Genomic DNA, 26586 nt, shown 5'->3' on the forward strand with positions numbered 1-26586 from the left:
TTTTGATGCCTGGCTGCGCATGAAATGTGTTCAGGCGCTGCATGAATTCCCTTTGAGAGCTCGCCATGACCCCAGACGCTGTGATTGCAACCCTCAAGACGCTGGTTGATCCGGACAAGGTGCGGACCGACGCCGAATCCCTCGACAACTGGGGTAAGGACTGGACCAAGCACTTTGCTCCGGCTCCGCTGGCGATTGTGTTTCCAAAGACCGTTGAGCAGGTGCAGGCGATTGTGCGCTTTGCCAACGAACAGAAGCTGGCGCTGGTGCCCTCCGGTGGCCGTACCGGCCTGTCGGCGGCGGCGGTGGCTGCCAATGGCGAGATCGTGGTGTCGTTTGACTACATGAATCAGATTGGCGAGTTCAACGCATACGACCGCACCGTGGTCTGCCAGCCGGGCGTGGTGACCGCGCAGCTGCAGCAGTTTGCCGAGGAAAAGGGTCTGTACTACCCGGTGGATTTCGCTTCCGCCGGTTCCAGCCAGATTGGCGGCAATATCGGCACCAATGCCGGCGGCATCAAGGTGATTCGCTACGGCATGACCCGCAACTGGGTTGCCGGCCTGAAAGTCGTCACTGGCACCGGCGAGCTGCTGGAGCTGAACCGTGACCTGATCAAGAACGCCACCGGTTACGATCTGCGTCAGCTGTTTATTGGCGCTGAAGGTACGCTGGGCTTTGTGGTTGAGGCGACCATGCGTCTGGAACGTGCGCCGAAGAATCTGACTGCGATGGTGCTGGGTACGCCGGATTTCGATTCCATCATGCCGGTGCTGCATGCGTTTCAGGACAAGCTGGATCTGACCGCCTTCGAGTTCTTCTCCGACAAGGCGATGGCCAAGATCATGGGCCGTGGCGATGTGCCCGCGCCGTTCGAAACCGAGTGCCCGTTCTACGCGCTGCTGGAGTTCGAAGCGATCAGCGAGGACATCGCCAACGATGCACTGGCAACCTTCGAGCACTGCGTCGAGCAGGGCTGGGTGCTGGACGGGGTGATGAGCCAGAGTCAGCAACAGCTGGAGAATCTGTGGAAGCTGCGCGAGTTCATCTCGGAAACCATCTCCCACTGGACGCCCTACAAGAACGACATCTCGGTGACCGTTGGCAAGGTGCCGGCCTTCCTGCATGACATCGACAATATCGTTGGCGAGCATTACCCGGATTTCGAGATCGTCTGGTTCGGCCACATCGGTGACGGCAACCTGCACCTGAATATCCTCAAGCCTGAGAACCTGTCCAAGGACGAGTTCTTCGCCAAGTGTGCGACGGTTAACAAGTGGGTGTTCGAGATCGTCGAGAAGTACAACGGCTCGATCTCCGCTGAGCACGGCGTCGGCATGACCAAGCGCGACTATCTGACCTACAGCCGCAGCCCGGAGGAAATCGCAGTGATGAAAGCAATCAAGGCCGTGTTCGACCCCAACGGCATCATGAACCCCGGCAAGATATTTAACTGACAGCTGCAAGCTGCAAGCTGCAAGCGGCAAGCGGCAAGCAAAGGCAAAAGCGGGAGCAGATATATGACCTACCAGCATCAGTATGTAGACGGCAGTGTGATTGATCTGCCAATGGGCAAGGTGGTGTGTGTCGGTCGCAACTACGCCGAGCATGCCCGCGAGCTGAACAACCCGGTGCCGACCGAGCCGCTGCTGTTCATCAAGCCGGCGACCTCGGTGGTGCCGATGACACCGCCGATCAAGCTGGTGCAGGGGCGCGGCCCGGTGCATTACGAGACGGAGATTGCGCTGCTGATCGGTGCGCCGCTGAGCGGTATGGTCAGCGAGGAAGAAGCCGAGGCGGCAATCATTGGCGTGGGCCTGGCACTGGATCTGACTCTGCGTGAGCTGCAGGATCAGCTGAAGGCCAAGAGTCATCCCTGGGAGCGCGCCAAGGCGTTTGACGGCGCCTGCCCGCTGTCGCCATTCGTGCCCAGGGCTGAGGCGGGTGATCTGCACGCGCTGTCTCTGCAGCTGGACATCAATGGCGAGCGCCGGCAGCAGGGTAGCGCAGCGGAAATGATTACGCCGATTGTGGCGCTGGTGCGGCATATCGCCAACCAGTTCAGTCTGCTGCCGGGCGACGTCGTTATCACCGGTACCCCGGCTGGTGTTGGCGTACTCAACCCCGGTGATGAGCTGACCCTGGCCATTGCCGGTAAGCTGCAGGTGCAGACACGCATCGCCGAATGAACCTATGGCTCCGGCAGTGGTCTGACGCTGCGCCGTTCCGCTGTCGGAAGCCAAATATGAAGAAGTTTTTGCTTGCCGTGGTCCTTTTGCTGCTGGGTGCTGCAGCGGGTGTTCATTATCTGCATCTTGATGCCATCTGGTGGCATAGCTGGCGGATGCATCAGGCTCCTCCCCATGTCGATTCGCTGGCGCTCGATCACTACCGGGCCGATATCCAGGCTCAGCCTGTTCAAGGGCTGGACGACGATGTCTCTGCGCTGACCTTTAATCCTGAAACGGGAACGCTGTTTGCGGTGCTCAATGGCGAGCCGCTGTTGGTCGAGTTGTCGACGGACGGTCAGTTGCTGCGTAAGGTGCGGATCAACGGGGTGGTGGACATGGAGGGGTTGACCCATGTCGTCGATGACCGCTTTGTGATTGCGGAAGAGCGGACCCAGCGTCTGATCGAGATCGAGGTGCCCAGCGGCGCTGAGCAGATTGATGTGGCCGGCGCACCCAGCCTGGTGATCGGTCTCGACCTTAACGGCAACAAGGGGTTTGAGGGTCTGTCCTGGGATGCGCGTCAACGCCGCCTGCTGGTGGTCAAGGAGCGTGATCCGCTAAGGGTGTTGGCGGTAACCGGCTTCGTTGGAGCCGAGCCTGGAGCGGTCATCAGCGTGCACATCACTGAGTTGAAGCCCCCGGGCTCGCCGCGGCTGTTTATGCGTGATCTGTCTTCGCTGAGTCTGCATGATGAAACCGGCCATCTGCTGTTGCTGAGCGATCAGTCCAACATGGTGGTTGAGTATGACGAAGAGGGGCATCCGCGCAGCCTGCTTGGTCTCTGGAGAGGCATGGGCGGCCTGCAGCAAACGGTGCCGCAGGCGGAGGGACTGGCGACAGATCGGCAGCGGCGGCTGTATATGGTCAGCGAGCCGAACCTGTTCTATCGCTTCGTACCGGGCCAGTAGCGCAGCGGTTCAGCTGCGCTCGATAGTACGCACGCCCTGTGGTGTCCCCAGCAGCAGCACGTCAGCCGGACGGGCGGCGAACAGGCCGTTGCAGACCACCCCGACGATGGCGTTGAGGTCGGCCTCCAGCTGCTTCGGATTGACAATCGACATGTTGTAGACGTCGAGAATGACGTTGCCGTTGTCGGTCACGCAGCCTTCACGGTAGACCGGATCGCCGCCGAGCTTGACGATCTCGCGGGCCACGTGGCTGCGCGCCATCGGGATGACTTCGACCGGCAGCGGAAAATCGCCCAGCACCGGCACCAGTTTGCTTTCGTCAGCGATGCAGATAAAGGTTTTGGCTACGGCGGCGACAATTTTTTCACGGGTCAGGGCGGCGCCACCGCCCTTGATCAGTTCGAGGTTTTCGTTGCTTTCGTCGGCACCGTCAACATAGAAGTCCAGCTGCGGCACGCTGTTCAGATCGTAGACTGCGATGCCGTGGCCTTTCAGACGCTCGGCGGTGGCTTCGGAGCTGGCGACGGCGCCGTCAAAGGCCAGTTTGTGCTTGGCCAGGGCGTCGATGAAGCAGTTGGCGGTAGATCCGGTACCCACCCCGACGATGCTGTTGGCATCCAGATGCGGCAGCAGGCGCTCAACGGCGGCCTGTCCTACCGCCTGTTTCATTTCGTCCTGGGTCATCTCGGCTCCTCATCGTTGGCTGGGCAAAGAGTGCGATTATACGGGGTTGCAGGGGCGCGCGTGTAGTCGCGCGGGCTGTGATTCGCTAGACTGGCGCCTTTCCCATCCCCTGCGATCAGTTGACCTCACCCATGCTGGAAACCTACGTCAAGAAGATTCTCTGCTCCCCGGTTTACGATGTGGCGGTGGAAACCCCGGTGCACGCCGCACCTTTTCTGTCCGAGCGACTGGGCAATACCGTGCTGCTCAAGCGTGAAGACCTGCAGCCGGTGTTCTCGTTCAAGATTCGCGGCGCCTACAACAAGTTGGCCCAGCTGACCGACGAGCAGCGCGCCTGTGGCGTGGTCGCTGCCTCAGCCGGCAACCATGCCCAGGGCCTGGCCTATGCCGCGCGTCATATGGGTGTGAAGGCGACGATCGTGATGCCGCGCACCACGCCCGAGATCAAGGTCAAGGCGGTGCGGGCCCGGGGCGGCAAGGTGGTTCTGCACGGCGATGCCTTTGATGAGGCGCTGGCCTATTCGCAGAAGCTGGTTAAGGAAAAGGGCTTCGTCTATATCCACCCCTACGACGACCCGGACACCATTGCCGGTCAGGGTACCGTGGCAATGGAAATTCTGCGTCAGGTGCAGGGTCCGCTGAATGCGATCTTCGTCCCGGTCGGTGGGGGCGGCCTGATCGCCGGTATCGCCGCCTACGTAAAGTATCTGCGCCCGGACATCAAGGTGATCGGCGTCGAACCGCAGGATTCAGCCTGTCTGCAGGCCGCCATGGCCGCCGATGAGCGGGTGGTGCTCGGTCAGGTTGGTCTGTTTGCCGACGGCGTGGCGGTGGCGCAGATCGGTGAGCACACCTTCGAGGTCTGTCGGCGGTATGTTGATGAAGTGATTACCGTCACCACCGACGAGATGTGTGCAGCGATCAAGGATATCTACGACGACACTCGCTCGATCTGCGAGCCGGCCGGCTGTCTGGGCGTTGCCGGCATCAAGAAATATGTGGAGCGCGAAGGGTGCAGCGGCCAGGTGCTGGTGGCCATCGACTCGGGCGCCAATATCAATTTCGATCGTCTGCGCCACGTTGCCGAGCGCGCGGAAATCGGCGAGAAGCGCGAGGCGCTGCTGGCGGTGACCATCCCGGAAAAGCCCGGCAGCTTCAAGCAGTTCTGCGAGGCCATCGGGAAACGGGCGATCACCGAGTTCAACTACCGCTATCACACTGGCAGCGAGGCGCACATCTTCGTCGGGGTGCAGACCCATCCGGAGCTCGATCCGCGCGACAAGCTGGTCAGCCAACTGGCTGCGGACGGTTTTCCGGTGCTGGATCTGACTGACAACGAGCTGGCCAAGTTGCATGTGCGCCACATGGTCGGCGGTCATGCCGAACACGTGACTGACGAGCAAGTATTCCGTTTCGAGTTTCCGGAGCGCCCTGGTGCCTTGTTCAACTTCCTCAACAAGCTGGGCGGACGCTGGAATATCTCCATGTTCCATTACCGTAACCACGGCGCGGCCTATGGCCGTGTGGTTGCCGGACTGCAGGTGCCCGAGTCAGAGCGGCATCTGATTCCTGCGGCGCTGGATGCCATTGGTTATCCGTACTGGGACGAGACCGACAATCCGGCCTATCGTCTCTATCTGGGCTGAGTGTTACAAGGTGGTTGTCTCATCACCCAGCTCGGTGCGGTCGCGGCCGTTGGTCTTGGCCTGATAGAGCGCCAGGTCGGCCTGGCGGATCAGGTCATCCGGTGTTTTGTCGGATGCCGGAATCAGACTGGCGGCGCCTATGCTGACTGTCAGCAGACCGGATGCTATTGACGTTTTCGGGTGGTGAATGGCGATTTTGGCCACGGCTTCGTGCACTCGTCCGGCTGCCTGCAGGCACTGACTGGCGTCGGCACCGGGCAGGATGACCGCGAACTCCTCGCCGCCATAACGGCAGATGCAGTCCCCCTCGCGGGTCAGGGTTCTACTCAGGGCGGCTGAGAGCTGCCGCAAGGCCTCGTCGCCAGCCTGGTGACCAAGTTCATCGTTGAATCGCTTGAAATAGTCAACATCCAGCATCAGCAGGCCTAGTGGAGCCTGCTCGCGGCGCAGTCGGCGCCACTCTCTGAGTATGGTGTCGTCGAAGTGGCGGCGGTTGAACAACCCTGTCAGGCCGTCCTGGTGAGACAGGCGTTGCAGTTGCTCTGCAATCTGCAGTTGCTCGCTGTTGTTGCGGCCGACGCATATCAGGTAGTCCCTGCCCATGCGGCGGATGTGTCGAACGCTGACCTCAAGCGGTACGCTGTGTCCGTCACGATGCAGAACGCGCCTCTGGAAGATCGCATCACCCTCGTGCTCGAGCATGTTGCGCAGGTCTGCCAGCCACTGTGCTGCGTCGGGTATCACGTCTGCAGGCGCGACCTGCACAATGTTGCGAAGCTCCTGTTCGGTGTAGCCGAGTCCCTGCCAGCAGGTGCGGTTCAGGTAGACAATTTCCAGGGGAGCCAGGCTGATAATGAAAAGTGCATCGTGGCTGTTATCGGTCATGTCATTGACCAGCCTCATGTGCGCCTGGCTTTGCTTCAGGATCTCCTCGGTTTTCTGTCGCCGGGTGATCTCGGCTTGCAGCCTGCGGTTGCTTTCGTTAACCAGGCGGTTGCGCTGGGCGCCGCGCACCGCCAGCCAGAGCGAGCAGCAGAGCAAGATGGCAATCAGTGTGCTGGTACCGGTTACCAGTGCCGGCAGGGAGGTGGTGGTGCGTTCAAGCAACTGCTGGCTTGGGTAGATCAGCAGCCGGAAATCGCTGTTACCGCCCAGACGAATCTGGCTGCCGACGTTCCAGTTCGCGCCGGGCAGGTTGGTCGCACCGGTGCTGAACAGCACCTTTTCGTTCTCGAGTAGTCGCAGGTTCACCGGTTCGGTGTGCAGGTGCTGCACCAGGTCGGTCATTAGCACCTCGACTCGGAAGATGCCGATCAGAAAGCCGTCGAATTGCCCATCCTTCAGATAAAGCGGTACGTAATAGGCCAGGCCGAGGCCGCCTTGGGCGAGAGTGAAGGTGTTGCTCAGTTGTGGACGGCCGCTGCTGCCTGAACTGAGCAGAACCGGGTAATTGGGATGGGTCGGCGGATACACCAGATTGGCGGCGGCTTCATTGCCGGCCAGTGGTTCGACCCATTGCATCCGGTAGTTACGATCCAGCCACTCTATGGCCTGAAAGCTCGGAAAGTCCTGCAGCAACTGCTCGACATCGCTGTTCCAGAGATCGCGGCGGCTACTGTGCAGTGGCCATCGCTTTGCGAGCCGAAGCAGGGTCTCGGTTTGATTGCGGAAATCGGCTTCAATCTGGTGCGCCAGTGCGTCGGACTCAAGTTGAAGGCGAGCGCGCGCCTGCTCCTGTTCGGCAAGATAAAGTGCGCGCCAGACAACGAACAGTGCGATCGCCAGGGCGCAACAAAGAACGACGATCAGCGCTGGAAGCTTCTTTGCGTGGCGATCAATAGCGGGTGCTGGCATAGATATTCCCGGGGCGTATGCCTACTGATAGCACATTGCTTTGTTGTCGGCCAGAGGGTGTCAGTTATGCTGCCCCCAGCACAATCTGCCACTGCTGCTCCGTGACCGGCATCACCGACAGCCGGCTGCCTCGCTGTAATAATGCCAGCCCTTCCAGCCCGTTCAGCGAGCGCAGCTCGGTGAGTGTCAGCAGGGTCGGGAACTTTCTCTCGAATGCCACGTCCACTGCCGTCCATGGCAGGTTTTCAATGCTGGCTTTCGGGTCGTAGTAAGGGCTGTCGGGATCGATGGCGGTGCGGTCCGGGTAGGGTTCGCCAATGATGCGACCGATACCGGCAATGCCGGGTGGCTGGCAGCTGGAGTGGTAAAACAGAAACTGGTCACCGGGCTGCATGTCGCGCATGAAGTTGCGTGCCTGATAGTTGCGTACGCCATCCCAGGGAGCCTGCCCCAGGCGCTCCAGGTCGGAAATGGAAAAGGTATCGGGCTCGGATTTCATCAGCCAATAGGCCATGACACTCTCCTGGGTGAGTTGACACAATTTTTGCATGAGTGTAAGACAGCGTGTGATACACGGATATGACTTGTCTCATCGGGGAATGGGAAGGGCGTATATCCGTCTCGCACTGATTATTAGATTGCCGTATCAATTAGGAGGCAACTCGTGAGACGCAAACCGGATTTGCTGTGGGTACTGGTCATTGTGTTTGGTTTGGGGGTAGTCACTACGGGGTATACCCAGAGCTACCTGGATCGTAACGCAGAGCCTGTTGTTGAGCAGGTGCCCTGATCAGTAGCGTCTGCAGTCCGTAATCACGCCATCAAGCGGGATATCCCATCCTGCGCACGGCAGTTGCTCGACCCGCTGACATTCGTGTGCCAGGCCGATCAGGCAGGGCCGGCTAGTGTGCTTCCGACGTCCGCGGTAGGCGAAGGTGCGGTCGTAGAATCCGCCGCCCATGCCGAGGCGGTTACCCTGCGGGTCAAATCCGACCAGTGGCATCAGCACCAGATTCAGGCGCCAGGCCTTGACCTGGTGCTTGCGGCTGCGTCGCGGCTCGCGAATGCCGAATCTGTTGCGCTGCCAGCGTTGGCCCCTGATCAGTTTCTGAAACGCCATCGCCGTGGCTGGCCAGCGCTGCAGCACAGGCAGGTAACAGTGCTTGCGATGGCGGCGGGCAAGGAGCATGAGTGGGGTTGGGTCAATCTCGCCGTCGTTCGCCAGGTAAAAGGCGATATGCCGGGCGCGCAGAAAGCGCTTGTCCTGGGCCAGGTTGGCCGCCAGTCGTGTGGCTGCCCTGCGTTGCTGGGCGGGGCTGAGTGCCCGGCGAGCCTGGCGCAGTTGCTTGCGAAGGGTGGTGCGTGACGCAGTCAGAGTCATGTCAAAGAAGGTCCCCAGAGTGCCGCTGCCGGGTTAGCCCTTGAACCCGAAAGTTCAAGGCGGAGATTACGGCGATACCTCAGGCTTTCCGTCATGCGGACATGCACACTGGTATCAGCGCGTCCTCTCCTGGTACAGGAGTATCGGCTCAGGGACATCTCCGGCTGGCCAACACCCCAGGGATGGGCTCACTATACAGAAAAGCGGCAGGGACTTCGATGCCTGAATGGGCTGATGTCAGGCCTTGTGGCTTTCCAGTGCCTGATCCAGCCGTTTGACCAGCTCGCTGATCTGCGCCTGCTGTGCGCTGAGCGTGCTGTCCTGCTGGTGACTGCCGGTCAGCATTTCGTGGGTGATATTCAGTGCCGCCATGACGGCGATGCGCTCAACGCCAATCACCTTGCCGCTGTTGCGGATGTCGCGCATCGTGGTGTCGAGGTGGCGTGCGGCCTGCTCCAGATTGCTGCGCTCTTCCGGCGGGCAGGCAACGCGGTATTCCTTGTCCAGGATGTGCAGGGTGACTGTCAGGGGTTGGCTCATGAGTCGTGCTCCAGGGATTTGAGTCGCAAAATCATGGCTTCGACCTTCTGACGGGCCAAATCGTTCTTTTCGATTAGCTGAACACGCTCGTCGCGCCAGAGGCGCTCCTGTGCCTGCAAGTGCTGGTTCTGCAATTTCAGCTGGTCGCACAGGTCAATCAGCTGGCTGATGCGCTGAGTCAGTGCGTTGATATCGGATTGGTCCATTGCCGCCATTCTGTCGTCCCGGGGGTTGAGCCACTATAGAGGCGGCCCGCAGGGCGGTCAAACCCCTCGCCGCTGGCCTGTTGGGCAGGCCGATTGGCGGTCCCGGCGGTAGATTTAACCGGGTCCGGGCAGGCACAATAGAGCCCATTGGGTTTACCCGCTGCGCGGGTCGCTTTGTCGGGCGCAGGATACCGGTATTTGCGAGTTTGCGGCAGCCTCAGTCAGCAGTCTGGAGTATGTTTATGGCCTTGATGCCGGTAGTGTTTGATTTTGATCGTTATGCGCAGATCTGCAGCGACGTGGGCGCGGTGGGTCAGCCGGCCGAGCTGCATGGTCATTTGGTCGGTCGCCTGAGTGCGGGTGCGCGGCTGGACCATACCACCTGGCTGAGTGTGGCGCAGGAGTTGCTGGATGGTCGCGGCGCTCTGACCGAGGCCGGCAAGGTGGCGCTGATCCAGTTGTATGACGCCAGTCTGGCCGAGTTGTCGGGCAGCGGCTTTGAACTGACGCTGGTTTTGCCCGATGACAGCGCCGCCATTGATCATCGGACCGCTGCGCTGGGTCACTGGTGCGAGGGCTTTCTGGCCGGATTCGGCATGGTCGAACGCAGTGCCCAGCTGAGTGAAGAGGCCGATGGCGTGCTGCGTGACTTTGCCGCCATCTCGCAGGTTCAGACCGACCTCGATGAGTCTGAGGCCAACGAAGTGGACTTCATGGAAGTGATGGAGTACGTGCGTATGGCAACCCTGATGCTGTTCAGCGAGTGCCAGAGTGCAGACCCGAAACAGGATACGCCCCCCGCTGCTCTGCATTGATGAGGTAAGCATGCGAATCACCAAGGCCGAATATGCCCGCCGCCGCAAGGCGCTGATGAGTCAGATGGAACCCAACAGCATCGCCATTTTGCCGGCGGCGCAGGTATTTATCCGTAACCGTGACGTTGAGCACAATTATCGCCAGGACAGCGACTTCCAGTATCTGACCGGCTTTCCCGAGCCGGAGGCGGTTGCGGTGCTGGTGCCCGGGCGCGAGCACGGCGAATATGTGCTGTTCTGCCGCGAGCGCGACAAGGAACGCGAGTTGTGGGATGGCTATCGCGCCGGGCAGGAAGGCGCTGTGGTCGAGTACGGCGCCAATGATGCGTTCCCGATCAATGATATCGACGACATCCTGCCGGGGCTGATTGAGGGGCGGGAGCGTGTCTACTCCGCCATGGGTGCCAATGCCGACTTTGACCGTCGGCTGACTAACTGGATCAACCTGATTCGCAGCAAGGCGCGCCTCGGAGCCCAGCCGCCGAAGGAGTTTCTGGCGCTGGATCATCTGCTGCACGATATGCGACTGTACAAGAGTGCTGGCGAGCTGAAAGTCATGCAGGTCGCCGCCGATATTTCCTGTCAGGCCCATGTGCGTGCCATGCAGTTCTGCCGTCCCGGCGTCTACGAGTATCAGCTCGAGGCCGAGCTGCAGCATTGCTTCATGCACCACGGCAGCCGCTCTCCGGCGTATTCGTCGATTGTGGCGGCCGGCGTCAACGGCTGCATCCTGCATTACACCGAGAATACGGCACAGGTCCGCGATGGCGATCTGGTGCTGATCGACGCTGGCTGCGAGCTCGATTGCTACGCCAGCGATATCACCCGTACCTTCCCCGCCAATGGCAAGTTCAGTCCGGAGCAGCGGGCGATCTACGACATCGTGCTGGCGGCACAGGAAGCCGCCATGGCGGTAATCGGTCCTGGGCGCAGCTGGAATGAATCCCATGATGCCAGCGTGCGTACGATCACCGCCGGGCTGGTCGATCTTGGGCTGCTTAAGGGTGATGTCGACGAGCTGATCGCCAGCGAAGCCTACCGCCGCTTCTATATGCACCGTCTCGGTCACTGGCTTGGCATGGATGTGCACGATGTGGGCGAATACCGGGTGGGCGGTGTCTGGCGCGAGCTGGAACCGGGCATGGTGATGACCGTTGAGCCGGGAATCTATATTGCGCCGGACGATGACACGGTGCCGCGCAAATGGCGCGGCATTGGTGTTCGTATCGAAGATGATGTGGTTGTTACCAAGACCGGTTATCAGGTGCTGACTGGCAAGGTGCCGAAAGATCCGGATGAAATCGAGGCGCTGATGGCTGCCGCGCGTCAGCCCGAGGCGGAGCCGGCGTGAGCCAGCACATCAGTATTGTCGGTGGCGGGATGGTGGGTGCCAGCCTGGCCCTGGCCCTGCAGCAGCATGCAGCCCGTCGTGGCTGGCGAATCAATCTGATTGAGGCGCAACCGCCGGCCAGCGGACAGGCTCAGCCGAGCTTTGACGCGCGTTCGACCGCGCTGTCGCATGGCAGTCACCTGCTGTTTGAGCAGCTCGGTATATGGGCCGAACTGGCCGGGCAGGCAGAGCCCATCCGCCAGATTCATGTATCCGATCGCGGCCATCCCGGTGTTACCCGGTTGTTTGCTGAAAAAGAGCGGGTGCCCGCGCTTGGCTATGTGGTCGAAAATGCCGCGCTTGGGAAGGTGCTGCTGGCTGCACTGGACCCTGCGGTAGTGCGCTGGCAGGCGCCGGCCCGGGTGGTGCGCGCCGAGCCTGCCCGCAGTGGCTGGCTGATGCAGGTTGAGGAGCATGATCAGTTGCACGAGCAGGCCACTGATCTGCTGATAGTCGCCGATGGCGGCCGCTCGGGCCTGCTGGAGCAACTGGGCATTCATCGTCAGGTGCGACCCTATGGGCAGACCGCGATTATCGCCAATATCACCAGCTCGCAGGGCCATGATGGCGTCGCCTACGAGCGCTTTACCCCCAACGGCCCGCTGGCGCTGTTGCCGATGTCCGCCGGGCGCAGTGCGCTGGTGTGGACGCAGCCTGACGCGCAGGTGGATGAGGTCATGACACTCTCCGATGCGGCGTTTCTTGAGGCGTTGCAGGATGCCTTTGGCTTTCGTATGGGTGCACTGACCCGCGTGGGGCAAAGGCATGCCTATCCGCTCAGCCTGATCGAGGCTGAAGAGCAGGTGCGAACCGGCCTGGTTGTGCTGGGGAATGCCGCACACAGCCTGCACCCTATCGCCGGTCAGGGCTTCAATCTCAGCCTGCGCGATGCCATGGCACTGGCTGATACCCTGATTGATGCCCCGGCGCACGGCGCGCCTGGTGATCTGCGCCTGCTTGAGGGGTACCTTGATCGCCAGCGCCAGGACCAGCAGCAGACCATTGCGTTCAGTGACGGATTGACTCGGCTGTTCAGTAACCGTCGTCCGGTGCTGGCGGCAGGGCGTAATCTGGGCCTGCTGGGGATGGATATCGTGGCACCGCTCAAGTCGGTGTTTGCCCGGCAGGCAATGGGCCTTAAGGGATAACTCTGGAGCGCACAGATGCAACAGCGTTTTGATCTGATTGTGGTGGGGGCTGGCATGGTCGGCTCGGCGCTGGCCTGTGCGCTCGCCGATAGTGGCCTGAAGTTGGCGCTGCTGGATGCGCAGTCCCTGCAGCCTGTGCCTGAGCCGCTCAGTGCCTCCGGATACGATCCGCGGGTCAGTGCCTTGAGCGCAGCGTCCGAGCAGATTCTGCGCCGACTCGGCGCCTGGCAGCAGATTCCCTCGTCGCGGCGCTGCGCCTATCGTCATATGTGCGTCTGGGATGCCGAAGGTACCGGTGAGGTGCGGTTTGACGCCCGTTCACTGAATGAGTTGCGCCTCGGACATATTGTCGAGAACTGGCAGGTTCAGAATGCGCTGCTGGAGGTTCTGCAGGGGCGCCCGGTCGAGCTGCTCGGTGACAGTCGCGTGCAAGGACTGGTGCAGGAGGACGACGGCTGGCGACTCAATCTCGATGATGGCCGCCAGTTGCACGCGCCGCTGATTCTCGCCGCGGATGGTGCCCGTTCTCAGCTGCGTGACCTGGCCGGTTTTGCCATGCGCGAGTGGGATTACCTGCATCACGCGGTGGTCACCACGGTCGAGTTGTCCGAGCCGCACCAGGAGACCGCCTGGCAACGGTTTTTGCCGTCCGGCCCGCTGGCCTTTCTGCCATTGCCGTCGCGCGACGGCAAACACTACTGTTCGATTGTCTGGTCGCTGCTGCCCGAGGCTGCCGAGCGGGTCATGGCGCTGGATGACAAGGATTTCTGCATTGCGCTTGCCGAAGCGCTGGAATGCCGTCTGGGGCCTGTTCTGGCGGTTGACCGACGGGTCTGCATTCCGCTGCGCCAGCGACATGCCAAACGCTACGTGATGCCGGGGCTGGCGCTGTTGGGCGACGCTGCCCACAGCATCCACCCGCTGGCGGGGCAGGGCGTCAATCTGGGCTTTCTTGACGCCGCGCAATTGGCAGACGTACTGCTGGCTGCCCTTGAACGCGGGGAAAACATCGCAGACATCGCGGTGCTTGAGCGCTATGAACGGGCGCGCATGGGCAACAATCTGGCCGTGATGGCGGCGATGGAAGGCTTTGAGCGTCTGTTCCATGCCGATGCCTTGCCGCTGCGCTGGCTGCGCAATACCGGTATGGCGCTGTTTGATCGCGCGCCATTGCTGAAAAGCGGCGTCATGCGTCAGGCCATGGGGCTGAGCGGAGAGCTGCCCAGTCTTGCATGCGGCTGATCGGTAACATCTCGCGACGGACTGGGGCAGTACGCCGCATTGCCAGTGCAATGGGGAATGATTATCATCTCCTCTCATTTTTTCAACGGAGAGGCGTTTTCATGTCTGTGATCCGCAAGCTGGCAGTCGTTGGCCTGGCCATCAGTACCCTGAGTGGTGTCGCTCAGGCCAAGGAACTGGTTGTTTATTCGGCACGTCAGGACCACCTGATCAAGCCTGTATTCGACCTCTACACCGAGAAGACCGGTACCACCTTTCAGTTCATCACCGACAGCGAGGCGCCGCTGCTGGCGCGACTGAAGGCCGAAGGTGCCAATACGCCGGCTGATCTGCTGATCACCGTAGACGCCGGTAACCTCTGGCAGGCCGAACAGCAGGGTGTGCTGCGCCCGGTCGAGTCCGACATCATCAATGCCAACATTCCGGCCAAGTACCGTTCGGCCAACGGTTACTGGACCGGTCTGTCACTGCGCGCCCGCACCATTGCCTATTCCACCGAGCGGGTTGATCCGGCCGAACTGAGCACCTACGAAGCGTTGGCGGATGAGGCCTGGGCCGGCCGTCTGTGTCTGCGTACCGCCAAGAAGGTGTACAACCAGTCCCTGACCGCCACCATGATGGAAAGTCTCGGTGTCGAGCGCACCACTGAAGTTCTGCAGGGCTGGGTCAGCAACCTGGCAACCCCGGTGTTCCCGGATGATACCGCTCTGCTGAACGCCATCGAGGCGGGGCAGTGCGACGTGGGCATCGTCAACAGCTACTACTTCGGTCGCCTGGAAGCCGCCAATCCGGAGCTGCCGATCAAGCTGTTCTGGCCGAATCAGGATGACCGTGGTGTACACGTCAATATCTCCGGTGCCGGTGTAACCCACTACGCCAAGCACCGTCGTGGCGCGATTGCCTTCCTTGAGTGGCTGACCACCGAAGAAGCCCAGCGCGTGTTTGCCGACGTCAACCAGGAGTTCCCGGCCAACGAATCGGTTGCGCCGTCCGAAGAGGTTGCCTCCTGGGGCTCGTTCAAACGTGACGACGTCAATGTGGAAGTGGCCGGTCGCCGTCAGGCCGAGGCCATCATGTTGATGGATCGCGTTGGCTGGAACTGATCCGGCGCGATTTTGCCGATATACTGCACGCCCGGCCGGGGTCATATGCCCCGGCCGGGCGTTGTTGTTTTTGCTCCACTGGTTGAGCTCGCAGGAGTCTGAGTGCCGCTTCCGTCCGTTGTGTCCAAGCCCCACTGGCGCGCCGTAGCCTACACAGGTGCCGCGCTGGTACTGATGCCGTTGCTGGTACTGGCGCTGAGCTGGAGCAGTCTGGATATCAGTATCTGGCGCCACCTGCTGGAAACCCAGATGCTGCGCCTGCTCGGTAACACTCTGGTGCTGTCGGTTGGCGTGGTCGCGGGTGTGGTGCTGCTCGGCGTCAGCCTGGCGTGGCTGACCAGTCTTTGCGAGTTTCCGGGGCGACGATGGCTGGATTGGGCGTTGATGCTGCCGTTTGCGGTGCCCGCCTACGTGCTCGCTTTTGTGATGATCGGCCTGCTGGACTTTGCCGGGCCACTGCAAACCCTGTTGCGCAGCTGGCTGGGCAACGATTTTCGGATGTTTTCGATCCGCTCCACCGGCGGCGTGATTTTCGTGCTGGTGCTGGTGTTTTATCCCTACGTCTACATGCTGGCGCGCGGTGCCTTTCTGGCGCAGGGGCGCGGGCTGATGGAGGCGGCGCGCATTCTGGGTCACAGCCCCTGGCATGCGTTCTGGCGGGTTGCACTGCCAATGGCGCGGCCGGCGATCGGCGCTGGCGCCGCGCTGGCAGTGATGGAGACGCTGGCGGATTTCGGCGCGGTCTCGGTGTTCAATTACGACACCTTCACCACCGCTATTTACAAGACCTGGTACGGGTTTTACAGCCTGCAGACGGCCACCCAGCTGGCCAGTCTGCTGCTGCTGTTCGTTCTGCTGGCGCTCTATGCTGAGCGCCGGGCGCAGGGTAGTCGGCGTTTCCCCGGGGTTGACAAGCCGCGCCAGGGGGCACTGTTTCGTCTGCGTGGCGCGCGTGGCTGGCTGGCGACCGGTTACTGTCTGCTAGTACTGGCAATAGCGTTCGTGATCCCGCTGTTACAGCTGTTCTACTGGCTGCTGACCAGTGATCGCAATGACTTCGATGACCGCTACTGGTCGCTGATTCGCAATACCCTGAGCCTGGGTGCCATCGCTGCCTTCCTGACGGTGTCTGTTGCGCTGCTGATAGTGCTGGCGCGGCGCCTGCAACCGATGCGTCGGGTGCGCTCGGCGGTCGCGCTGGCCAATCTGGGGTATGCCCTGCCCGGGTCTGTGCTGGCGGTCGGTATCATGTTTGCGTTCAGTTTTGCCGATAATCAGTTGCTGGTTCCGCTGCAGGGCTGGTTCGGCGTTGATGAGCCACGGCCCTGGTTGCTGGGCAGTCTGTTTGCGCTGCTGCTGGCCTACCTGATTCGCTTCATGGCGGTTGCCAGCGGTCCGATCGATACGTCGCTCGCGCGCATTCGCCCGGCCCTGCCCGAAGCCGCGCATAGCCTGGGGCATTCCGGCTTCAGCGTATTCTGGCGCGTCTATTTGCCGTTGCTGGTGCCCGGACTGCTCAGCGCCGGTCTGCTGGTGTTTGTCGATGTGCTTAAGGAAATGCCGGCAACCCTGCTGATGCGGCCCTTTGGCTGGGATACCCTGGCCGTGCGCATCCACAGCCTGACCGCAGAGGGCGACTGGCCCAGGGCGGCGCTGCCGGCGATTACACTGGTGGCGACCGGCTTGCTGCCGGTGATCATATTGATACGTCGCTCCGCGCAGCCGGTCAGCCGCCGCACGCGCTGATCGACGGGCTGCACAGAGCGCAGGTTTGCGGCTACAATTCGCCCTTTGCAACCCCCTGATTGAAGGACGGCGCAATGGCCTTGCGGACCCCTCTGTACGACCAGCACCTTGCTGCTGGTGCCAAGATGGTCGATTTTGGCGGCTGGGAAATGCCGATCAACTACGGCTCCCAACTCGAAGAACACCATCAGGTACGCCGTGCTGTCGGCATGTTTGATGTGTCCCACATGACCGTCGTCGATGTGGCCGGCAGCGAGGCCCAGGCCTATCTGCAGTACCTGCTGGCCAACGACGTTGCCCGGCTGAAGACGCCCGGCAAGGCGCTTTACAGCGGTATGCTGAACGAGGCGGGCGGGGTGATCGACGACCTGATTGTCTATCTGGCAAACGACGGTTACCGGGTCGTGGTTAACGCGGCAACCCGTGAGAAGGATCTGGCCTGGATGAACAGTCAGGCCGAGTCTTTTGCCGTGAAGCTGACCGAGCGCGCCGAACTGGCAATGATCGCGGTACAGGGCCCGCAGGCCCTGGAGCTGGTCAAATCGGTGGTCAACGATGACCGCGCGGCGTTGATCAGTGACCTCAAGCCGTTCCAGGGCCTGGCCTCGGGCGACTGGTTTATCGGTCGTACCGGTTACACCGGTGAAGACGGTCTGGAAATCATGCTGCCCGCCGAGCAATCAGCCGAATTCTGGCAAACGCTGCTGGCCGCCGGCTGCAAGCCCTGCGGGCTGGGCGCTCGCGACACCCTGCGCCTGGAGGCCGGTATGAACCTCTACGGCTCCGATATGGACGAAAGTATTTCCCCGCTGGCGGCCAACATGGCCTGGACCATCGCCTGGGAGCCGGCTGAGCGCGACTTTATCGGTCGTCAGGCGCTCGAAGCCCAGAAAGCCGCCGGCGATCAGCCCAAGCTGGTGGGTCTGGTGCTGGAAGAGCGCGCGGTGCTGCGTGGCCACCAGAAAGTTATTGTCGACGGTGTCGGCGAGGGCGAAATCACCAGCGGTACCTTTTCCCCGACCCTGGGTTACTCCATCGCGCTGGCTCGTGTGCCCCGTGCGACCGGCAGCAGCGCCAAGGTCGAGATTCGCGGCAAGCTGCTGGACGTGCGCGTGGTCAAGCCCTGCTTCGTTCGCAACGGCCAGTCGGTCATCGAATAAGTATCAAGTTCAACCCCCGAGGATATTCCCATGAGCAACATTCCCGCCGATCTGCGTTACGCCGCCAGCCACGAGTGGACCCGTCTGGAAGCCGATGGCACCGTGACCGTTGGTATCACCGACCATGCGCAGGACCTGCTGGGCGACGTGGTTTTTGTCGAGTGCCCCGAGGTAGGTCGTGAAGTTTCCGCCGGTGAAGAGTGCGCGGTGGTCGAGTCGGTCAAGGCCGCTTCCGACATCTACGCGCCGATCAGCGGCGAAATTATCGCCGTCAATGACGCTCTGGCCGACTCCCCCGAGCTGGTCAACAGCGCACCGTACGGCGAGGCCTGGTTCTTCAAGATCAAGCCGAGTGACGCTGCCGAACTGGATAAGCTGATGGACGCCGCAGCCTACGGCGCATCCATCTGACCGGTTGTTTTTGCTGTAGTGCTGAAGCCCTGATTCGCGTCGGGGCTTTTTGCTTTCACACTTTGCACAGGTACACCCCATGAGCCACACCCCGAGCCTCGTCGAGCTGGAACAGACCGACGCCTTCATTCGTCGTCACATCGGCCCGGACGCCGCAGAGCAGCAAGCAATGCTGTCGACCCTGGGCGCCTCCTCGCTGGAAGCGCTGGTTGCCGAGACCGTGCCGCAGAGCATTCTGCGCACTGATCTGCTGGCGCTGGACGGCCCGCGCAGCGAGGCCGAGGTGCTGGACTATCTGAAGCAGGTTGCCAGCCGCAACCAGATCTTCACCTCCTGCATCGGCATGGGTTACCACGGCACATTGACGCCGACCGTGATCCTGCGCAACGTGCTGGAAAACCCGGGCTGGTACACCGCCTACACCCCGTATCAGCCGGAAATTGCCCAGGGTCGTCTGGAGTCGCTGCTGAACTTCCAGCAGCTGACCATCGACCTGACCGGCATGGAGCTGGCCAGCGCCTCGCTGCTGGACGAAGCTACTGCCGCAGCCGAAGCCATGGCCCTGGCCAAGCGGGTTGCCAAGAGCAAGAGCAACCTGTTCTTTGTTGATCAGGATTGCCATCCGCAGACCATCTCCGTGGTGCTGACCCGCGCCGAGGCCTTCGGCTTCGACGTGGTGGTCGACGACGTCACTACGCTGGGCGACTACGAGGTGTTCGGGGCGCTGTTCCAGTATCCGACCACCTGGGGTGAGATCCGCGACCTCAAGCCGCTGATTGAACAGGTTCAGGCGCAGAAAGGTCTGGCCTGCGTGGGCGCCGATCTGCTCGGCCTGACCCTGCTGACCCCGCCGGGTGAGCTGGGCGCTGACGTGGTCTTCGGCTCGGCGCAGCGCTTCGGTGTGCCGATGGGCTACGGCGGACCGCACGCGGCGTTCTTTGCCACCCGTGACGCGTACAAGCGCGCGATGCCGGGTCGCATCATCGGCGTGTCCGTTGATGCCCGCGGCAACCGCGCCCTGCGTATGGCGCTGCAGACCCGCGAGCAGCACATCCGCCGCGAGAAGGCCAACTCGAACATCTGTACCGCACAGGTGCTGCTGGCCAATATCGCCAGCTTCTACGCGGTCTACCACGGCCCGCAGGGCCTCAAGCAGATCGCCGAGCGCGTGCAGCGCTTTACCGCGATTCTGGCTGAAGGCCTGAGTGCGCAGGGTATCGAGCGTCGCAACCCGACCTTCTTCGACACTCTGACCCTGAAGGTGCCGGGCAAGGCCCGCGAGATTCTGGAACGCGCCCGCGCCGCCCGTATCAACCTGCGCGTGATCGATGCCGATCACTTGGGCGTCAGCCTGGATGAAACCACCACCCGCGCTACCATCGACCAACTGCTGGCTGCCTTCGCTGGTGCTGCGCACGGTCAGGATGTCGCCGCGCTGGATACCAAGGTCAGCGCCACCGAGATGGGCATTCCGGCAGCGCTGCGTCGTACCTCCGCGTTTCTGACCCATCCGGTGTTCAACAGCTACCACTCCGAAACCGAGATGCTGCGCTACATCAAGTCGCTGGAGAACAAGGATCTGGCGCTGAACCACGCGATGATCCCGCTCGGCTCCTGCACCATGAAGCTGAACGCGACTACCGAGATGATCCCGATCACCTGGCCGGAATTCGGTCAGTTGCACCCGTTTGCCCCGCTGGCGCAGGCCGAGGGCTACAAGCAGATGATCGACGAGCTGGAAGCCATGCTGCGCACCATCACCGGCTTCGACGCCATCTGCATGCAGCCGAACTCGGGCGCGCAGGGCGAGTACGCCGGTCTGCTGGCGATCCGCAAGTTCCACGAAAGCAACGACGAAGGCCACCGCAACGTTTGCCTGATCCCGACCTCGGCACACGGCACCAACCCGGCTTCGGCGATGATGGCCAGCATGCGCGTGGTCTTGGTCGACTGTGACGATCAGGGCAACGTGGATGTGGCTGACCTGCGTCAGAAGGCCGCCGACAACGCCGACAACCTGTCCTGTCTGATGATCACCTACCCGTCGACCCACGGTGTCTACGAGGAAGGTGTCCGCGAGATCTGCGAGATCATCCACCAGCACGGTGGCCAGGTGTACATGGATGGTGCCAACCTGAACGCGCAGGTGGGCCTGACCCGCCCGGCCGACATCGGCGCCGACGTATCGCACATGAACCTGCACAAAACCTTCTGCATTCCGCACGGCGGCGGCGGCCCGGGCATGGGCCCGATCGGCGTCAAGGCGCATCTGGCACCCTTCGTTGCCAACCACCCGGTGGTACCGCTGGATGGCCCGAACCCGGAAAACGGCGCGGTCAGCGCGGCGCCCTGGGGCAGCGCGAGCATTCTGCCGATCAGCTGGACCTACATCGCCCTGATGGGTGCCATCGGTCTGCGTCAGGCCACCTCGGTCGCGATCCTCAACGCCAACTATCTGGCCAAGCGTCTGGGCGATGCCTACCCGGTGCTGTACAGCGGTCGCAACGGCCGGGTGGCGCACGAATGCATCATCGACATCCGTCCGCTCAAGGCAGCCTCGGGTATCAGTGAAGAGGATGTGGCCAAGCGCCTGATGGACTTCGGCTTCCACGCGCCGACCATGTCGTTCCCGGTAGCCGGTACGCTGATGATCGAGCCGACCGAGAGTGAGTCCAAGGCCGAGCTGGATCGCTTTATCGACGCGATGCTGACCATTCGCGCCGAGATTCACAAGGTCGAGCAGGGTGAGTGGACTGCAGAGGACAACCCGCTGCACAACGCGCCGCACACCCTGGCTGACATCACCGGCGACTGGCAGCGTGCCTACAGCCGCGAGGAAGCGGTATTCCCGCAGCCCTGGGTCGCGGCCAACAAGTTCTGGCCGAGCGTGAACCGGATCGACAACGTGTACGGTGACCGCAACCTGTTCTGCGCCTGCCCGCCGATCGAAGCCTACGAGGGCTAAGATCGGGCCTGTCAGGAGAGTGGGGCGCAGCCCTCTCTCTCCTGCTGGGTTCTGTCCAGCACCATCTCCACTTCCACGCCGCCTTCCGCGCGGTTATGCAGGCTCACCCGGCCGCGGTGCAGTCTGGCGATTTCCCTGACAAAACTCAGTCCCAGCCCGGTACTCTTGCGCTGGCCGTCCGGCCGCGGCAGGGAATAGAAACGCTCGAATACCCGACCCAATGCATAGTCCGGCACCGCCGGCCCGTTGTTACGCACGCGCAGACTCAGCGCTGAGTCGCTGCTGCTGATCTGCAGGGCAACGGCGCCATCGGGCAGGCTGAATTCGATCGCGTTGTCGAGCAGGTTGCTGATGGCCTGCTCCAGCAGGAACCGATCCCCCGCCAGCGTGCTGTCAGCGTCACATTCAAGCGTGAGCGCCAGGCCCTTGCGCTCGGCCAGCGGGCGCTTAGCCTCGATCTCGATGGCGGCAATCGCGGCCAGATCAACGGTTTCGGTCTGCTCCAGCGCCTGCCGCTTTTCGACCCCGGCCAGTGATAACAGGCGATCGACCAGCCGCTGCAGGCGCAGCGACTCGCCGTCGATATTGGCCAGAAAGCGCGCGCGCATGGGCTCGGGGACGTCGGCTTCCTGCAGCAATTCGGCGGCGCCGCGGATCGCCGACAGCGGCGACTTCATCTCGTGGGTCAGGGTGTGCACGTATTGCTCGACGTAGGCCTTGCCGTCGATCTCGCGGCGCATCGCCTCGGTGGCAGCGGCGAGCCGTGCCAGCTCCTTGTCGGCCAGTTGCGGTGGGCTGACCCGCTCGCCGTGGCGCACCTGCTCGACATAGGTCACCAGCCGCCTGACCGAGCGATTCAGCCAGAACGCCATGCCGGCACCGAGCAGCAGGGCGCCGAACAGAATCACGCCGCCGCGCTGCCAGAAGTAGCCGTGGGCGAGGGTGATGAATGGATGCAGGCTGGCGTTGGGCTTGCCGAGGGTCAGCACGCCGACCAACTGATCGCCCTGATACACCGGTGCGGCGATGTACATCAGGCTGCTGGTGTCATCCTCGGGGTCGATGCGTGTGGTACGCGCACCGTACTCGCCACGCAGGGTGAGCGACACGTCGCGCCATCGCGAGTAGTCCTCGCCGACCTGCTGTGGGTCGGTGTGGTAGAGCACGCTGCCATTGAGGTCAGTCAGGTAGATCACCAGCTCGGTACCGGTCTTGTGTCGTGACCAGATCTGGGCACTCAGCTGACGTGCCAGATAGCGGTCAATGGCGACGGCAAACGGGCTGTCCGCAGCAAAACCCTGCGGCCAGTGTTGTTCGGCGATTTCGGCCAGCAGGTTGGCGCTGTCGACCATCACCTCCTCGCTGGCTTGCCGCACCGATGAAGGCACCTGATTGAGGATGCTGTTGAGAAACAGCACCGTGGCCAGCCCGGCGATAACAAACCAGCCGAGCAACAGGCGGGTGCTGAGGCTCATGCGTCTGCACCCGGCAACTGCGGGTTGATGCTGTAGCCCAGTCCCCGGTGGGTGACGATGGGATCGTGGCTGGGCAGGATGCGTTTGAGCTTGGTGCGAATGCCCTTGATGTGGGTGTCGATCACCCGGTCGAGACTGGCACCAGGATCGGCCCAGACGGCTTCCATCAACTGATCACGGCTAAGTACGTGCTCGGGACGGCGCAGCAGGGTGCTGAGAATCAGATACTCGTAGCGGGTCAGTTCCAGCCATTGCTGGTGGTAGCGAATGCGCCGCCGCTCGGCGTCGTGCAGAAATAGCTCGGCCGGCGCCGGCTGTTCGCTGGCCAGCGGTTCGGCCCGGGTGCGACGCAGAATCGCGCGCACCCGGGCGGAAATCTCCCGCGGGCTGAAGGGTTTGACCACGTAGTCGTCGGCGCCGATTTCCAGCCCGACGATGCGGTCGACTTCTTCCTTGCGGGCGGTCAGAAACATGATCGGCAGGGCGGAAAACTGGCGGATGCGGCGACAGACTTCAAAGCCGCTTTCGTCGGGCAGGCCAACGTCCAGCACCAGCAGGTCGACCGGGTTGTCGCGCAGCCATTGCATGCCCTCGCCAGCCAGAGCGCACCAGTGGACGTCGAAGCCCTCAGTGCTCAGGGCATACACCAGCGCATCGGCGATGGCGGGCTCGTCTTCGATAATCAGAATCCTGTCCGGCATGGTCTGCTCTGTCCGTGAATCGTCCGCCGATTGTGGCGGGTTCGCTAGGGTCTGCTGACGTTTCGTTCGCCCGCCTGCCGGAGGCCATTTTTTTGGCCAGGCAAGGCGGAGGAAGCGTAGTGTAGTTGATCTACACAAGCGACCGACAACGTAGCATGGCCGAAAAATGGACCCGGCCCCTCGGGTTGCGCCTGTAAGGCCGCCACTCGGCGTCGCTCGTCGCTTATTTGGAATGACCAAACTGCGCTCCTTGCTTCTTGATTGGCGGCCTTACAGGCAGCAACAGGCGGGTGAACGAAACGTCAACAGGCCCTATGGCCAGTGCAATCACGAGGCGGGTGCCTCCAGCCAGGCGCTGACCACGTAGCGCAGCGGCCCGCCGCTGGTAAGGGCGCGGAATGGGTAGCAGGTGACCAGCCGCAGTTCGGCGCGCTCGTATTGCAGGATCATTGGCTCATTGCGGCTATCAACGATGCGCTGGGTGGCGACGCGGTAGCGGTACTCTTGGCCGCTGGCGTCCTGCAGGGTGAGAACCTGGCCGGTCTGCAGGTGTTCGACAAAGGCGAAGTGGCTGTCCTGATGGCCGGCCAGCAGCAGCGTGCCGTTCTGCCCGGGTGCCACACCGTTATCCAGTTGCCCCGGGCCGAAGGCCAGGGCTTGACCGCTGACGCTGTCCAGCACGTAGCGGGCCTCGCCGTCGGGTGTGGTCAGTTTGGCAACCGGCCAGGTATCGGCCCAGGGCCAGGGTTTGCTCGGGGTGCCCGCCTGCAGTTGCTCGCCCCAGGCGTCGGCAATCAACCATTGGGCCAGCCACGCCTTGGCCTGCAGCCAGCTGCCCTGGGCTGCGACGGCCACGGCACCTAGTAGCAGTACGATGGCAATCAGCTTACGCATGGCTTGGTTTCCAGTTCAGGATCAGCAGGCCGGCCAGCAACAGCGCGAGCGCCAGCGCCCAGAGGCCATTGAGGCCGAGCGAGGTCTGCGGGTACAGGCGGTGGTCGACCGGGTTCAGGTTTGGCACCGGTTGGCTGTCGAGCGGTTCGTCAGCGGCGCGTACCGGCTGCTCCTCAACGGCGACGAAGCTGGTGAAGCGGCTCATCAACTGGTGCTCCAGCGCCACCGGCAGGACTAGATCGCGCACTTCGTCCTCACCAGCACCCTCGTTCAGACGGTCCATGGCGGCTTCGATCTTGCGTCGTGCCCAGATTCTGGCAATGCCATTGCCTTGCTGCGGCTCCGGGATTTGCAGGTGTTGCTCCCACAGCGCCGGTTGACGGCCGTGCAGGGCCACTTTCTCTGGCAGTTGGTTCAGTTTCATGGCGATCAGCAACGGCTGGTCAGAGTACAGGTCGGGTAGCTTCTGCGGCCAGATTTCGGCATCGATGCCTTCCGGCAGCTCCAGTTGCAGGTGGGTCAGTACCGGTGACTCGAGTTTCTCGAACAGCCGCTCCATGGATTGTTCAATACCGCTGCGATCATCAATCGAGGTGAACTGGCCGCGGCCGACTTCGGCTGCCTTGCGCAGCAGGAAACTGTTGGGCGAAGCGCCAATGCCGACGGTGAAGATCCGCGCCTGACGCAGGCGCTGCTGGATCATCTGCAGAACCTCGCGCTCGTTGCTGACCGAACCGTCGGTGATGAAGATCAGCTGGCGCAAGTAGCCTGCCTCATTGGGCTGGGTCAGCGCAGCACGCAGCACCGGCAACATCTCGGTGCCGCCGCCGGCCGGCAGCCCGGCGACCCAACTGCGGGCCTCACTCAGGTTCTCTTCGCTGGCCGGCACCGGTTCGCGATAGAGCATGCTGTACTCGCTGTTGAATTCGAGCACATTGAAACGGTCTTCGGGCTGCAGGCGGCCCAGTGCGTGAATCAGACTGCTGCGCGCCTGGCGAATGCGCTCACCTTGCATCGAGCCGGAGGTGTCGAGAATCAGAAAGACTTCGCGCGGCTGGCGCTGGCGACTGACCGGTTCGGCAGCAGGCGACAGCATCATCAGCGCGTAGTGATCTTCGCCCACCTGTTCAGTGAACACGGCGACCTGATTGCCGGCCTCGCTCGGCAGTTGCCAGTTGAGGACGAAGTCGCGATCCATCACCACCGGATTTTCCAGCAGTTGAACGCGGTAGCGGCGGCCGTCAAAGTGGCTGCTGATGGCGTGGCTGGGGCTGCTCAGGCTGTGCAGGGCAAAGCCGCTATCAAGGGTGATCTGGATGTCGGCCTGATGGGATGGACCGTCGCGCCACAGGCTGGCGACAATCGGGCCTTCCGGGCTGGCAGAGCTGCCGCGTGGTGTGTGCTGTTGGCCATCGACCGGCTGCGGGCGGGCGTTGTAGCGCGGCGTCATGGTCAGCGGCAGGCGCAGGCTGTAGCGTCCTGCATCCGGCTGCAGCAGTTCGGTGTAGCTGAGGATGACGCTGATGGTTTCGCCTGCGCCGATGTTGGCGACCGAGGTGCTGAACAGGTTGGGCCGCTGTTGCTCGACCAGGCCGCTGCGCTGGCCGTTGTCACGGGCCTGCTGGTAGGTCTTGCGTGCCTGTTCGCGCTCCTGAATCTGGCCGTTGATCCGGCGTTCACCGATTTCCAGGGTCATGGCGTGAATGGCGGCACTCTCGCTGGTCGGCAGCACGTAGCGGCCTTCGGCAAAGGCGCCACCGGGATTGCTGAAGGATTGGCGAATCTGTACTTCGGCGACCGGGCCGCTGATCTGTACCTGCATGTCGGTATTGAGCAGCAGGGCGGGTTGCCAGCTGCCGTCGTCCGAGCGCAGCAGGAACATGCCGGTCTCGGGGCTGTCGGTCGATGCCTGAGCGGCGTTGCTTAGCAGGCTGATACACAGCAGCAGCCAGGTGATTGCGGTTTTCATGTCGGGTCTCCCTGATGGACGATGCCGGCAGTGTGGCGACCCTGTTTGTGCTGATTATGTGGTTTGTGTGTGGTTTGGGGCGTCTCTGAACGGTACATTAACGATCACGTTAAACGC

The 26586-nt window shown here is 62.2% G+C and carries 24 protein-coding genes and 1 other RNA gene; 14 read left to right on the plus strand and 11 right to left on the minus strand.

The window, feature by feature from the left end; translation table 11 throughout:
* Window positions 1-65 precede the first annotated feature (65 nt).
* From B7O88_RS06610 to B7O88_RS06620, 3 genes are all read left to right on the plus strand, one after another.
* Window positions 66-1457, plus strand: a complete 1392-nt coding sequence (locus tag B7O88_RS06610; RefSeq protein WP_088274491.1) for an FAD-binding oxidoreductase — start codon at window positions 66-68, stop codon at window positions 1455-1457.
* A gap of 63 nt (window positions 1458-1520) precedes the next feature.
* On the plus strand, window positions 1521-2189 hold the full coding sequence (locus tag B7O88_RS06615; protein ID WP_088274493.1) for a fumarylacetoacetate hydrolase family protein: 669 nt from the start codon (window positions 1521-1523) through the stop codon (window positions 2187-2189).
* Window positions 2190-2245: 56 nt separating this feature from the next.
* On the plus strand, window positions 2246-3139 hold the full coding sequence (locus tag B7O88_RS06620; protein WP_160003164.1) for an SdiA-regulated domain-containing protein: 894 nt from the start codon (window positions 2246-2248) through the stop codon (window positions 3137-3139).
* 9 nt (window positions 3140-3148) lie between these two features.
* On the opposite strand, the gene rpiA is transcribed toward B7O88_RS06620, so the two are convergent.
* On the minus strand, window positions 3149-3823 hold the full coding sequence (rpiA, locus tag B7O88_RS06625) for a ribose-5-phosphate isomerase RpiA (RefSeq protein ID WP_088274496.1): 675 nt from the start codon (window positions 3821-3823) through the stop codon (window positions 3149-3151).
* Between the two features lie 131 nt (window positions 3824-3954).
* On the opposite strand from rpiA, the gene ilvA reads away from it, so the two are divergent.
* The gene (gene ilvA, locus B7O88_RS06630) at window positions 3955-5469 is read left to right on the plus strand and encodes a threonine ammonia-lyase, biosynthetic (RefSeq protein WP_088274498.1); all 1515 of its coding nucleotides are present in this window, start codon (window positions 3955-3957) and stop codon (window positions 5467-5469) included.
* A gap of 3 nt (window positions 5470-5472) precedes the next feature.
* On the opposite strand, the gene B7O88_RS06635 is transcribed toward ilvA, so the two are convergent.
* Window positions 5473-7323, minus strand: coding sequence for a sensor domain-containing diguanylate cyclase (locus B7O88_RS06635; RefSeq protein ID WP_088274500.1), 1851 nt, complete (start codon window positions 7321-7323; stop codon window positions 5473-5475).
* A gap of 64 nt (window positions 7324-7387) precedes the next feature.
* The gene (locus B7O88_RS06640) at window positions 7388-7837 is read right to left on the minus strand and encodes an EVE domain-containing protein (protein WP_088274501.1); all 450 of its coding nucleotides are present in this window, start codon (window positions 7835-7837) and stop codon (window positions 7388-7390) included.
* A 150-nt stretch (window positions 7838-7987) separates the two neighbouring features.
* Between B7O88_RS06640 and B7O88_RS18235 the strand changes: the two genes are divergently transcribed.
* Window positions 7988-8113, plus strand: coding sequence for a hypothetical protein (locus B7O88_RS18235; RefSeq protein ID WP_266101745.1), 126 nt, complete (start codon window positions 7988-7990; stop codon window positions 8111-8113).
* Here the strand turns inward: B7O88_RS18235 and B7O88_RS06645 are convergent, their stop codons facing one another.
* From B7O88_RS06645 to B7O88_RS06660, 4 genes are all read right to left on the minus strand, one after another.
* Window positions 8114-8704, minus strand: coding sequence for a 5-formyltetrahydrofolate cyclo-ligase (locus B7O88_RS06645; protein WP_088274503.1), 591 nt, complete (start codon window positions 8702-8704; stop codon window positions 8114-8116). It lies immediately after the preceding gene.
* 7 nt (window positions 8705-8711) lie between these two features.
* Window positions 8712-8890, minus strand: a non-coding RNA gene (gene ssrS / locus B7O88_RS06650) — 6S RNA.
* A 51-nt stretch (window positions 8891-8941) separates the two neighbouring features.
* A complete protein-coding gene (locus B7O88_RS06655) occupies window positions 8942-9244 on the minus strand; it encodes a cell division protein ZapA (protein WP_088274505.1) in 303 nt (100 codons plus the stop codon).
* On the minus strand, window positions 9241-9450 hold the full coding sequence (locus B7O88_RS06660) for a TIGR02449 family protein (protein ID WP_088274507.1): 210 nt from the start codon (window positions 9448-9450) through the stop codon (window positions 9241-9243). Before B7O88_RS06660 ends, B7O88_RS06655 begins: the two co-directional genes overlap by 4 nt.
* A 242-nt stretch (window positions 9451-9692) precedes the next feature.
* On the opposite strand from B7O88_RS06660, the gene B7O88_RS06665 reads away from it, so the two are divergent.
* The 9 genes from B7O88_RS06665 (at window position 9693) to gcvP (ending at window position 21430) form a co-directional block, all read left to right on the plus strand.
* Window positions 9693-10265 (plus strand): UPF0149 family protein, encoded by a 573-nt coding sequence (locus tag B7O88_RS06665; protein WP_200818434.1) that lies wholly within the window; start codon window positions 9693-9695, stop codon window positions 10263-10265.
* Between the two features lie 10 nt (window positions 10266-10275).
* Window positions 10276-11616 carry a Xaa-Pro aminopeptidase gene (gene pepP / locus B7O88_RS06670; RefSeq protein WP_088274509.1) on the plus strand — a complete coding sequence of 447 codons (1341 nt, stop codon included), beginning with the start codon at window positions 10276-10278 and terminating at the stop codon, window positions 11614-11616.
* On the plus strand, window positions 11613-12803 hold the full coding sequence (ubiH, locus tag B7O88_RS06675) for a 2-octaprenyl-6-methoxyphenyl hydroxylase (RefSeq protein WP_088274511.1): 1191 nt from the start codon (window positions 11613-11615) through the stop codon (window positions 12801-12803). Before pepP ends, ubiH begins: the two co-directional genes overlap by 4 nt.
* A gap of 15 nt (window positions 12804-12818) precedes the next feature.
* Window positions 12819-14045 carry an FAD-dependent monooxygenase gene (locus B7O88_RS06680; RefSeq protein WP_088274512.1) on the plus strand — a complete coding sequence of 409 codons (1227 nt, stop codon included), beginning with the start codon at window positions 12819-12821 and terminating at the stop codon, window positions 14043-14045.
* A 101-nt stretch (window positions 14046-14146) separates the two neighbouring features.
* Entirely contained in the window at window positions 14147-15148 is a 1002-nt protein-coding gene (locus B7O88_RS06685; protein WP_088274514.1) for an extracellular solute-binding protein, read from the plus strand.
* A 174-nt stretch (window positions 15149-15322) separates the two neighbouring features.
* Window positions 15323-16894, plus strand: coding sequence for an ABC transporter permease (locus tag B7O88_RS06690; protein ID WP_088274884.1), 1572 nt, complete (start codon window positions 15323-15325; stop codon window positions 16892-16894).
* Window positions 16895-16968: 74 nt separating this feature from the next.
* On the plus strand, window positions 16969-18054 hold the full coding sequence (gcvT, locus tag B7O88_RS06695; protein ID WP_088274516.1) for a glycine cleavage system aminomethyltransferase GcvT: 1086 nt from the start codon (window positions 16969-16971) through the stop codon (window positions 18052-18054).
* Between the two features lie 30 nt (window positions 18055-18084).
* Entirely contained in the window at window positions 18085-18465 is a 381-nt protein-coding gene (gene gcvH / locus B7O88_RS06700) for a glycine cleavage system protein GcvH (protein WP_088274518.1), read from the plus strand.
* Window positions 18466-18544: 79 nt separating this feature from the next.
* Window positions 18545-21430, plus strand: a complete 2886-nt coding sequence (gcvP, locus tag B7O88_RS06705; RefSeq protein ID WP_088274520.1) for an aminomethyl-transferring glycine dehydrogenase — start codon at window positions 18545-18547, stop codon at window positions 21428-21430.
* Between the two features lie 11 nt (window positions 21431-21441).
* On the opposite strand, the gene creC is transcribed toward gcvP, so the two are convergent.
* The 4 genes from creC to B7O88_RS06725 form a co-directional block, all read right to left on the minus strand.
* Window positions 21442-22905 (minus strand): two-component system sensor histidine kinase CreC, encoded by a 1464-nt coding sequence (creC, locus tag B7O88_RS06710; protein WP_088274522.1) that lies wholly within the window; start codon window positions 22903-22905, stop codon window positions 21442-21444.
* On the minus strand, window positions 22902-23606 hold the full coding sequence (gene creB / locus B7O88_RS06715) for a two-component system response regulator CreB (protein ID WP_088274523.1): 705 nt from the start codon (window positions 23604-23606) through the stop codon (window positions 22902-22904). The genes creC and creB overlap by 4 nt, the downstream gene beginning before the upstream one ends.
* A gap of 327 nt (window positions 23607-23933) precedes the next feature.
* Window positions 23934-24500: a class GN sortase gene (locus B7O88_RS06720; RefSeq protein WP_088274525.1), complete on the minus strand. Its 567-nt coding sequence runs from the start codon at window positions 24498-24500 to the stop codon at window positions 23934-23936.
* Window positions 24493-26469 carry a marine proteobacterial sortase target protein gene (locus B7O88_RS06725; RefSeq protein WP_088274527.1) on the minus strand — a complete coding sequence of 659 codons (1977 nt, stop codon included), beginning with the start codon at window positions 26467-26469 and terminating at the stop codon, window positions 24493-24495. Before B7O88_RS06725 ends, B7O88_RS06720 begins: the two co-directional genes overlap by 8 nt.
* Window positions 26470-26586: the final 117 nt, after the last annotated feature.

This window comes from Halopseudomonas aestusnigri (genome assembly GCF_002197985.1).
GTDB classification, from domain to species: domain Bacteria; phylum Pseudomonadota; class Gammaproteobacteria; order Pseudomonadales; family Pseudomonadaceae; genus Halopseudomonas; species Halopseudomonas aestusnigri.

Excerpts from the sequence above, each read along its gene's own strand:
- B7O88_RS06610 (WP_088274491.1), top strand. The coding sequence starts at position 66 with ATGACCCCAGACGCTGTGATTGCAACCCTCAAGACGCTGGTTGATCCG.
- B7O88_RS06615 (WP_088274493.1), top strand. The coding sequence starts at position 1,521 with ATGACCTACCAGCATCAGTATGTAGACGGCAGTGTGATTGATCTGCCA.
- B7O88_RS06620 (WP_160003164.1), top strand. The coding sequence starts at position 2,246 with ATGAAGAAGTTTTTGCTTGCCGTGGTCCTTTTGCTGCTGGGTGCTGCA.
- rpiA (WP_088274496.1), bottom strand. The coding sequence starts at position 3,823 with ATGACCCAGGACGAAATGAAACAGGCGGTAGGACAGGCCGCCGTTGAG.
- ilvA (WP_088274498.1), top strand. The coding sequence starts at position 3,955 with ATGCTGGAAACCTACGTCAAGAAGATTCTCTGCTCCCCGGTTTACGAT.
- B7O88_RS06635 (WP_088274500.1), bottom strand. The coding sequence starts at position 7,323 with ATGCCAGCACCCGCTATTGATCGCCACGCAAAGAAGCTTCCAGCGCTG.
- B7O88_RS06640 (WP_088274501.1), bottom strand. The coding sequence starts at position 7,837 with ATGGCCTATTGGCTGATGAAATCCGAGCCCGATACCTTTTCCATTTCC.
- B7O88_RS06645 (WP_088274503.1), bottom strand. The coding sequence starts at position 8,704 with ATGACTCTGACTGCGTCACGCACCACCCTTCGCAAGCAACTGCGCCAG.
- B7O88_RS06655 (WP_088274505.1), bottom strand. The coding sequence starts at position 9,244 with ATGAGCCAACCCCTGACAGTCACCCTGCACATCCTGGACAAGGAATAC.
- B7O88_RS06660 (WP_088274507.1), bottom strand. The coding sequence starts at position 9,450 with ATGGACCAATCCGATATCAACGCACTGACTCAGCGCATCAGCCAGCTG.
- B7O88_RS06665 (WP_200818434.1), top strand. The coding sequence starts at position 9,693 with ATGGCCTTGATGCCGGTAGTGTTTGATTTTGATCGTTATGCGCAGATC.
- pepP (WP_088274509.1), top strand. The coding sequence starts at position 10,276 with ATGCGAATCACCAAGGCCGAATATGCCCGCCGCCGCAAGGCGCTGATG.
- B7O88_RS06680 (WP_088274512.1), top strand. The coding sequence starts at position 12,819 with ATGCAACAGCGTTTTGATCTGATTGTGGTGGGGGCTGGCATGGTCGGC.
- B7O88_RS06685 (WP_088274514.1), top strand. The coding sequence starts at position 14,147 with ATGTCTGTGATCCGCAAGCTGGCAGTCGTTGGCCTGGCCATCAGTACC.
- B7O88_RS06690 (WP_088274884.1), top strand. The coding sequence starts at position 15,323 with ATGCCGTTGCTGGTACTGGCGCTGAGCTGGAGCAGTCTGGATATCAGT.
- gcvT (WP_088274516.1), top strand. The coding sequence starts at position 16,969 with ATGGCCTTGCGGACCCCTCTGTACGACCAGCACCTTGCTGCTGGTGCC.
- gcvH (WP_088274518.1), top strand. The coding sequence starts at position 18,085 with ATGAGCAACATTCCCGCCGATCTGCGTTACGCCGCCAGCCACGAGTGG.
- gcvP (WP_088274520.1), top strand. The coding sequence starts at position 18,545 with ATGAGCCACACCCCGAGCCTCGTCGAGCTGGAACAGACCGACGCCTTC.
- creC (WP_088274522.1), bottom strand. The coding sequence starts at position 22,905 with ATGAGCCTCAGCACCCGCCTGTTGCTCGGCTGGTTTGTTATCGCCGGG.
- creB (WP_088274523.1), bottom strand. The coding sequence starts at position 23,606 with ATGCCGGACAGGATTCTGATTATCGAAGACGAGCCCGCCATCGCCGAT.
- B7O88_RS06720 (WP_088274525.1), bottom strand. The coding sequence starts at position 24,500 with ATGCGTAAGCTGATTGCCATCGTACTGCTACTAGGTGCCGTGGCCGTC.
- B7O88_RS06725 (WP_088274527.1), bottom strand. The coding sequence starts at position 26,469 with ATGAAAACCGCAATCACCTGGCTGCTGCTGTGTATCAGCCTGCTAAGC.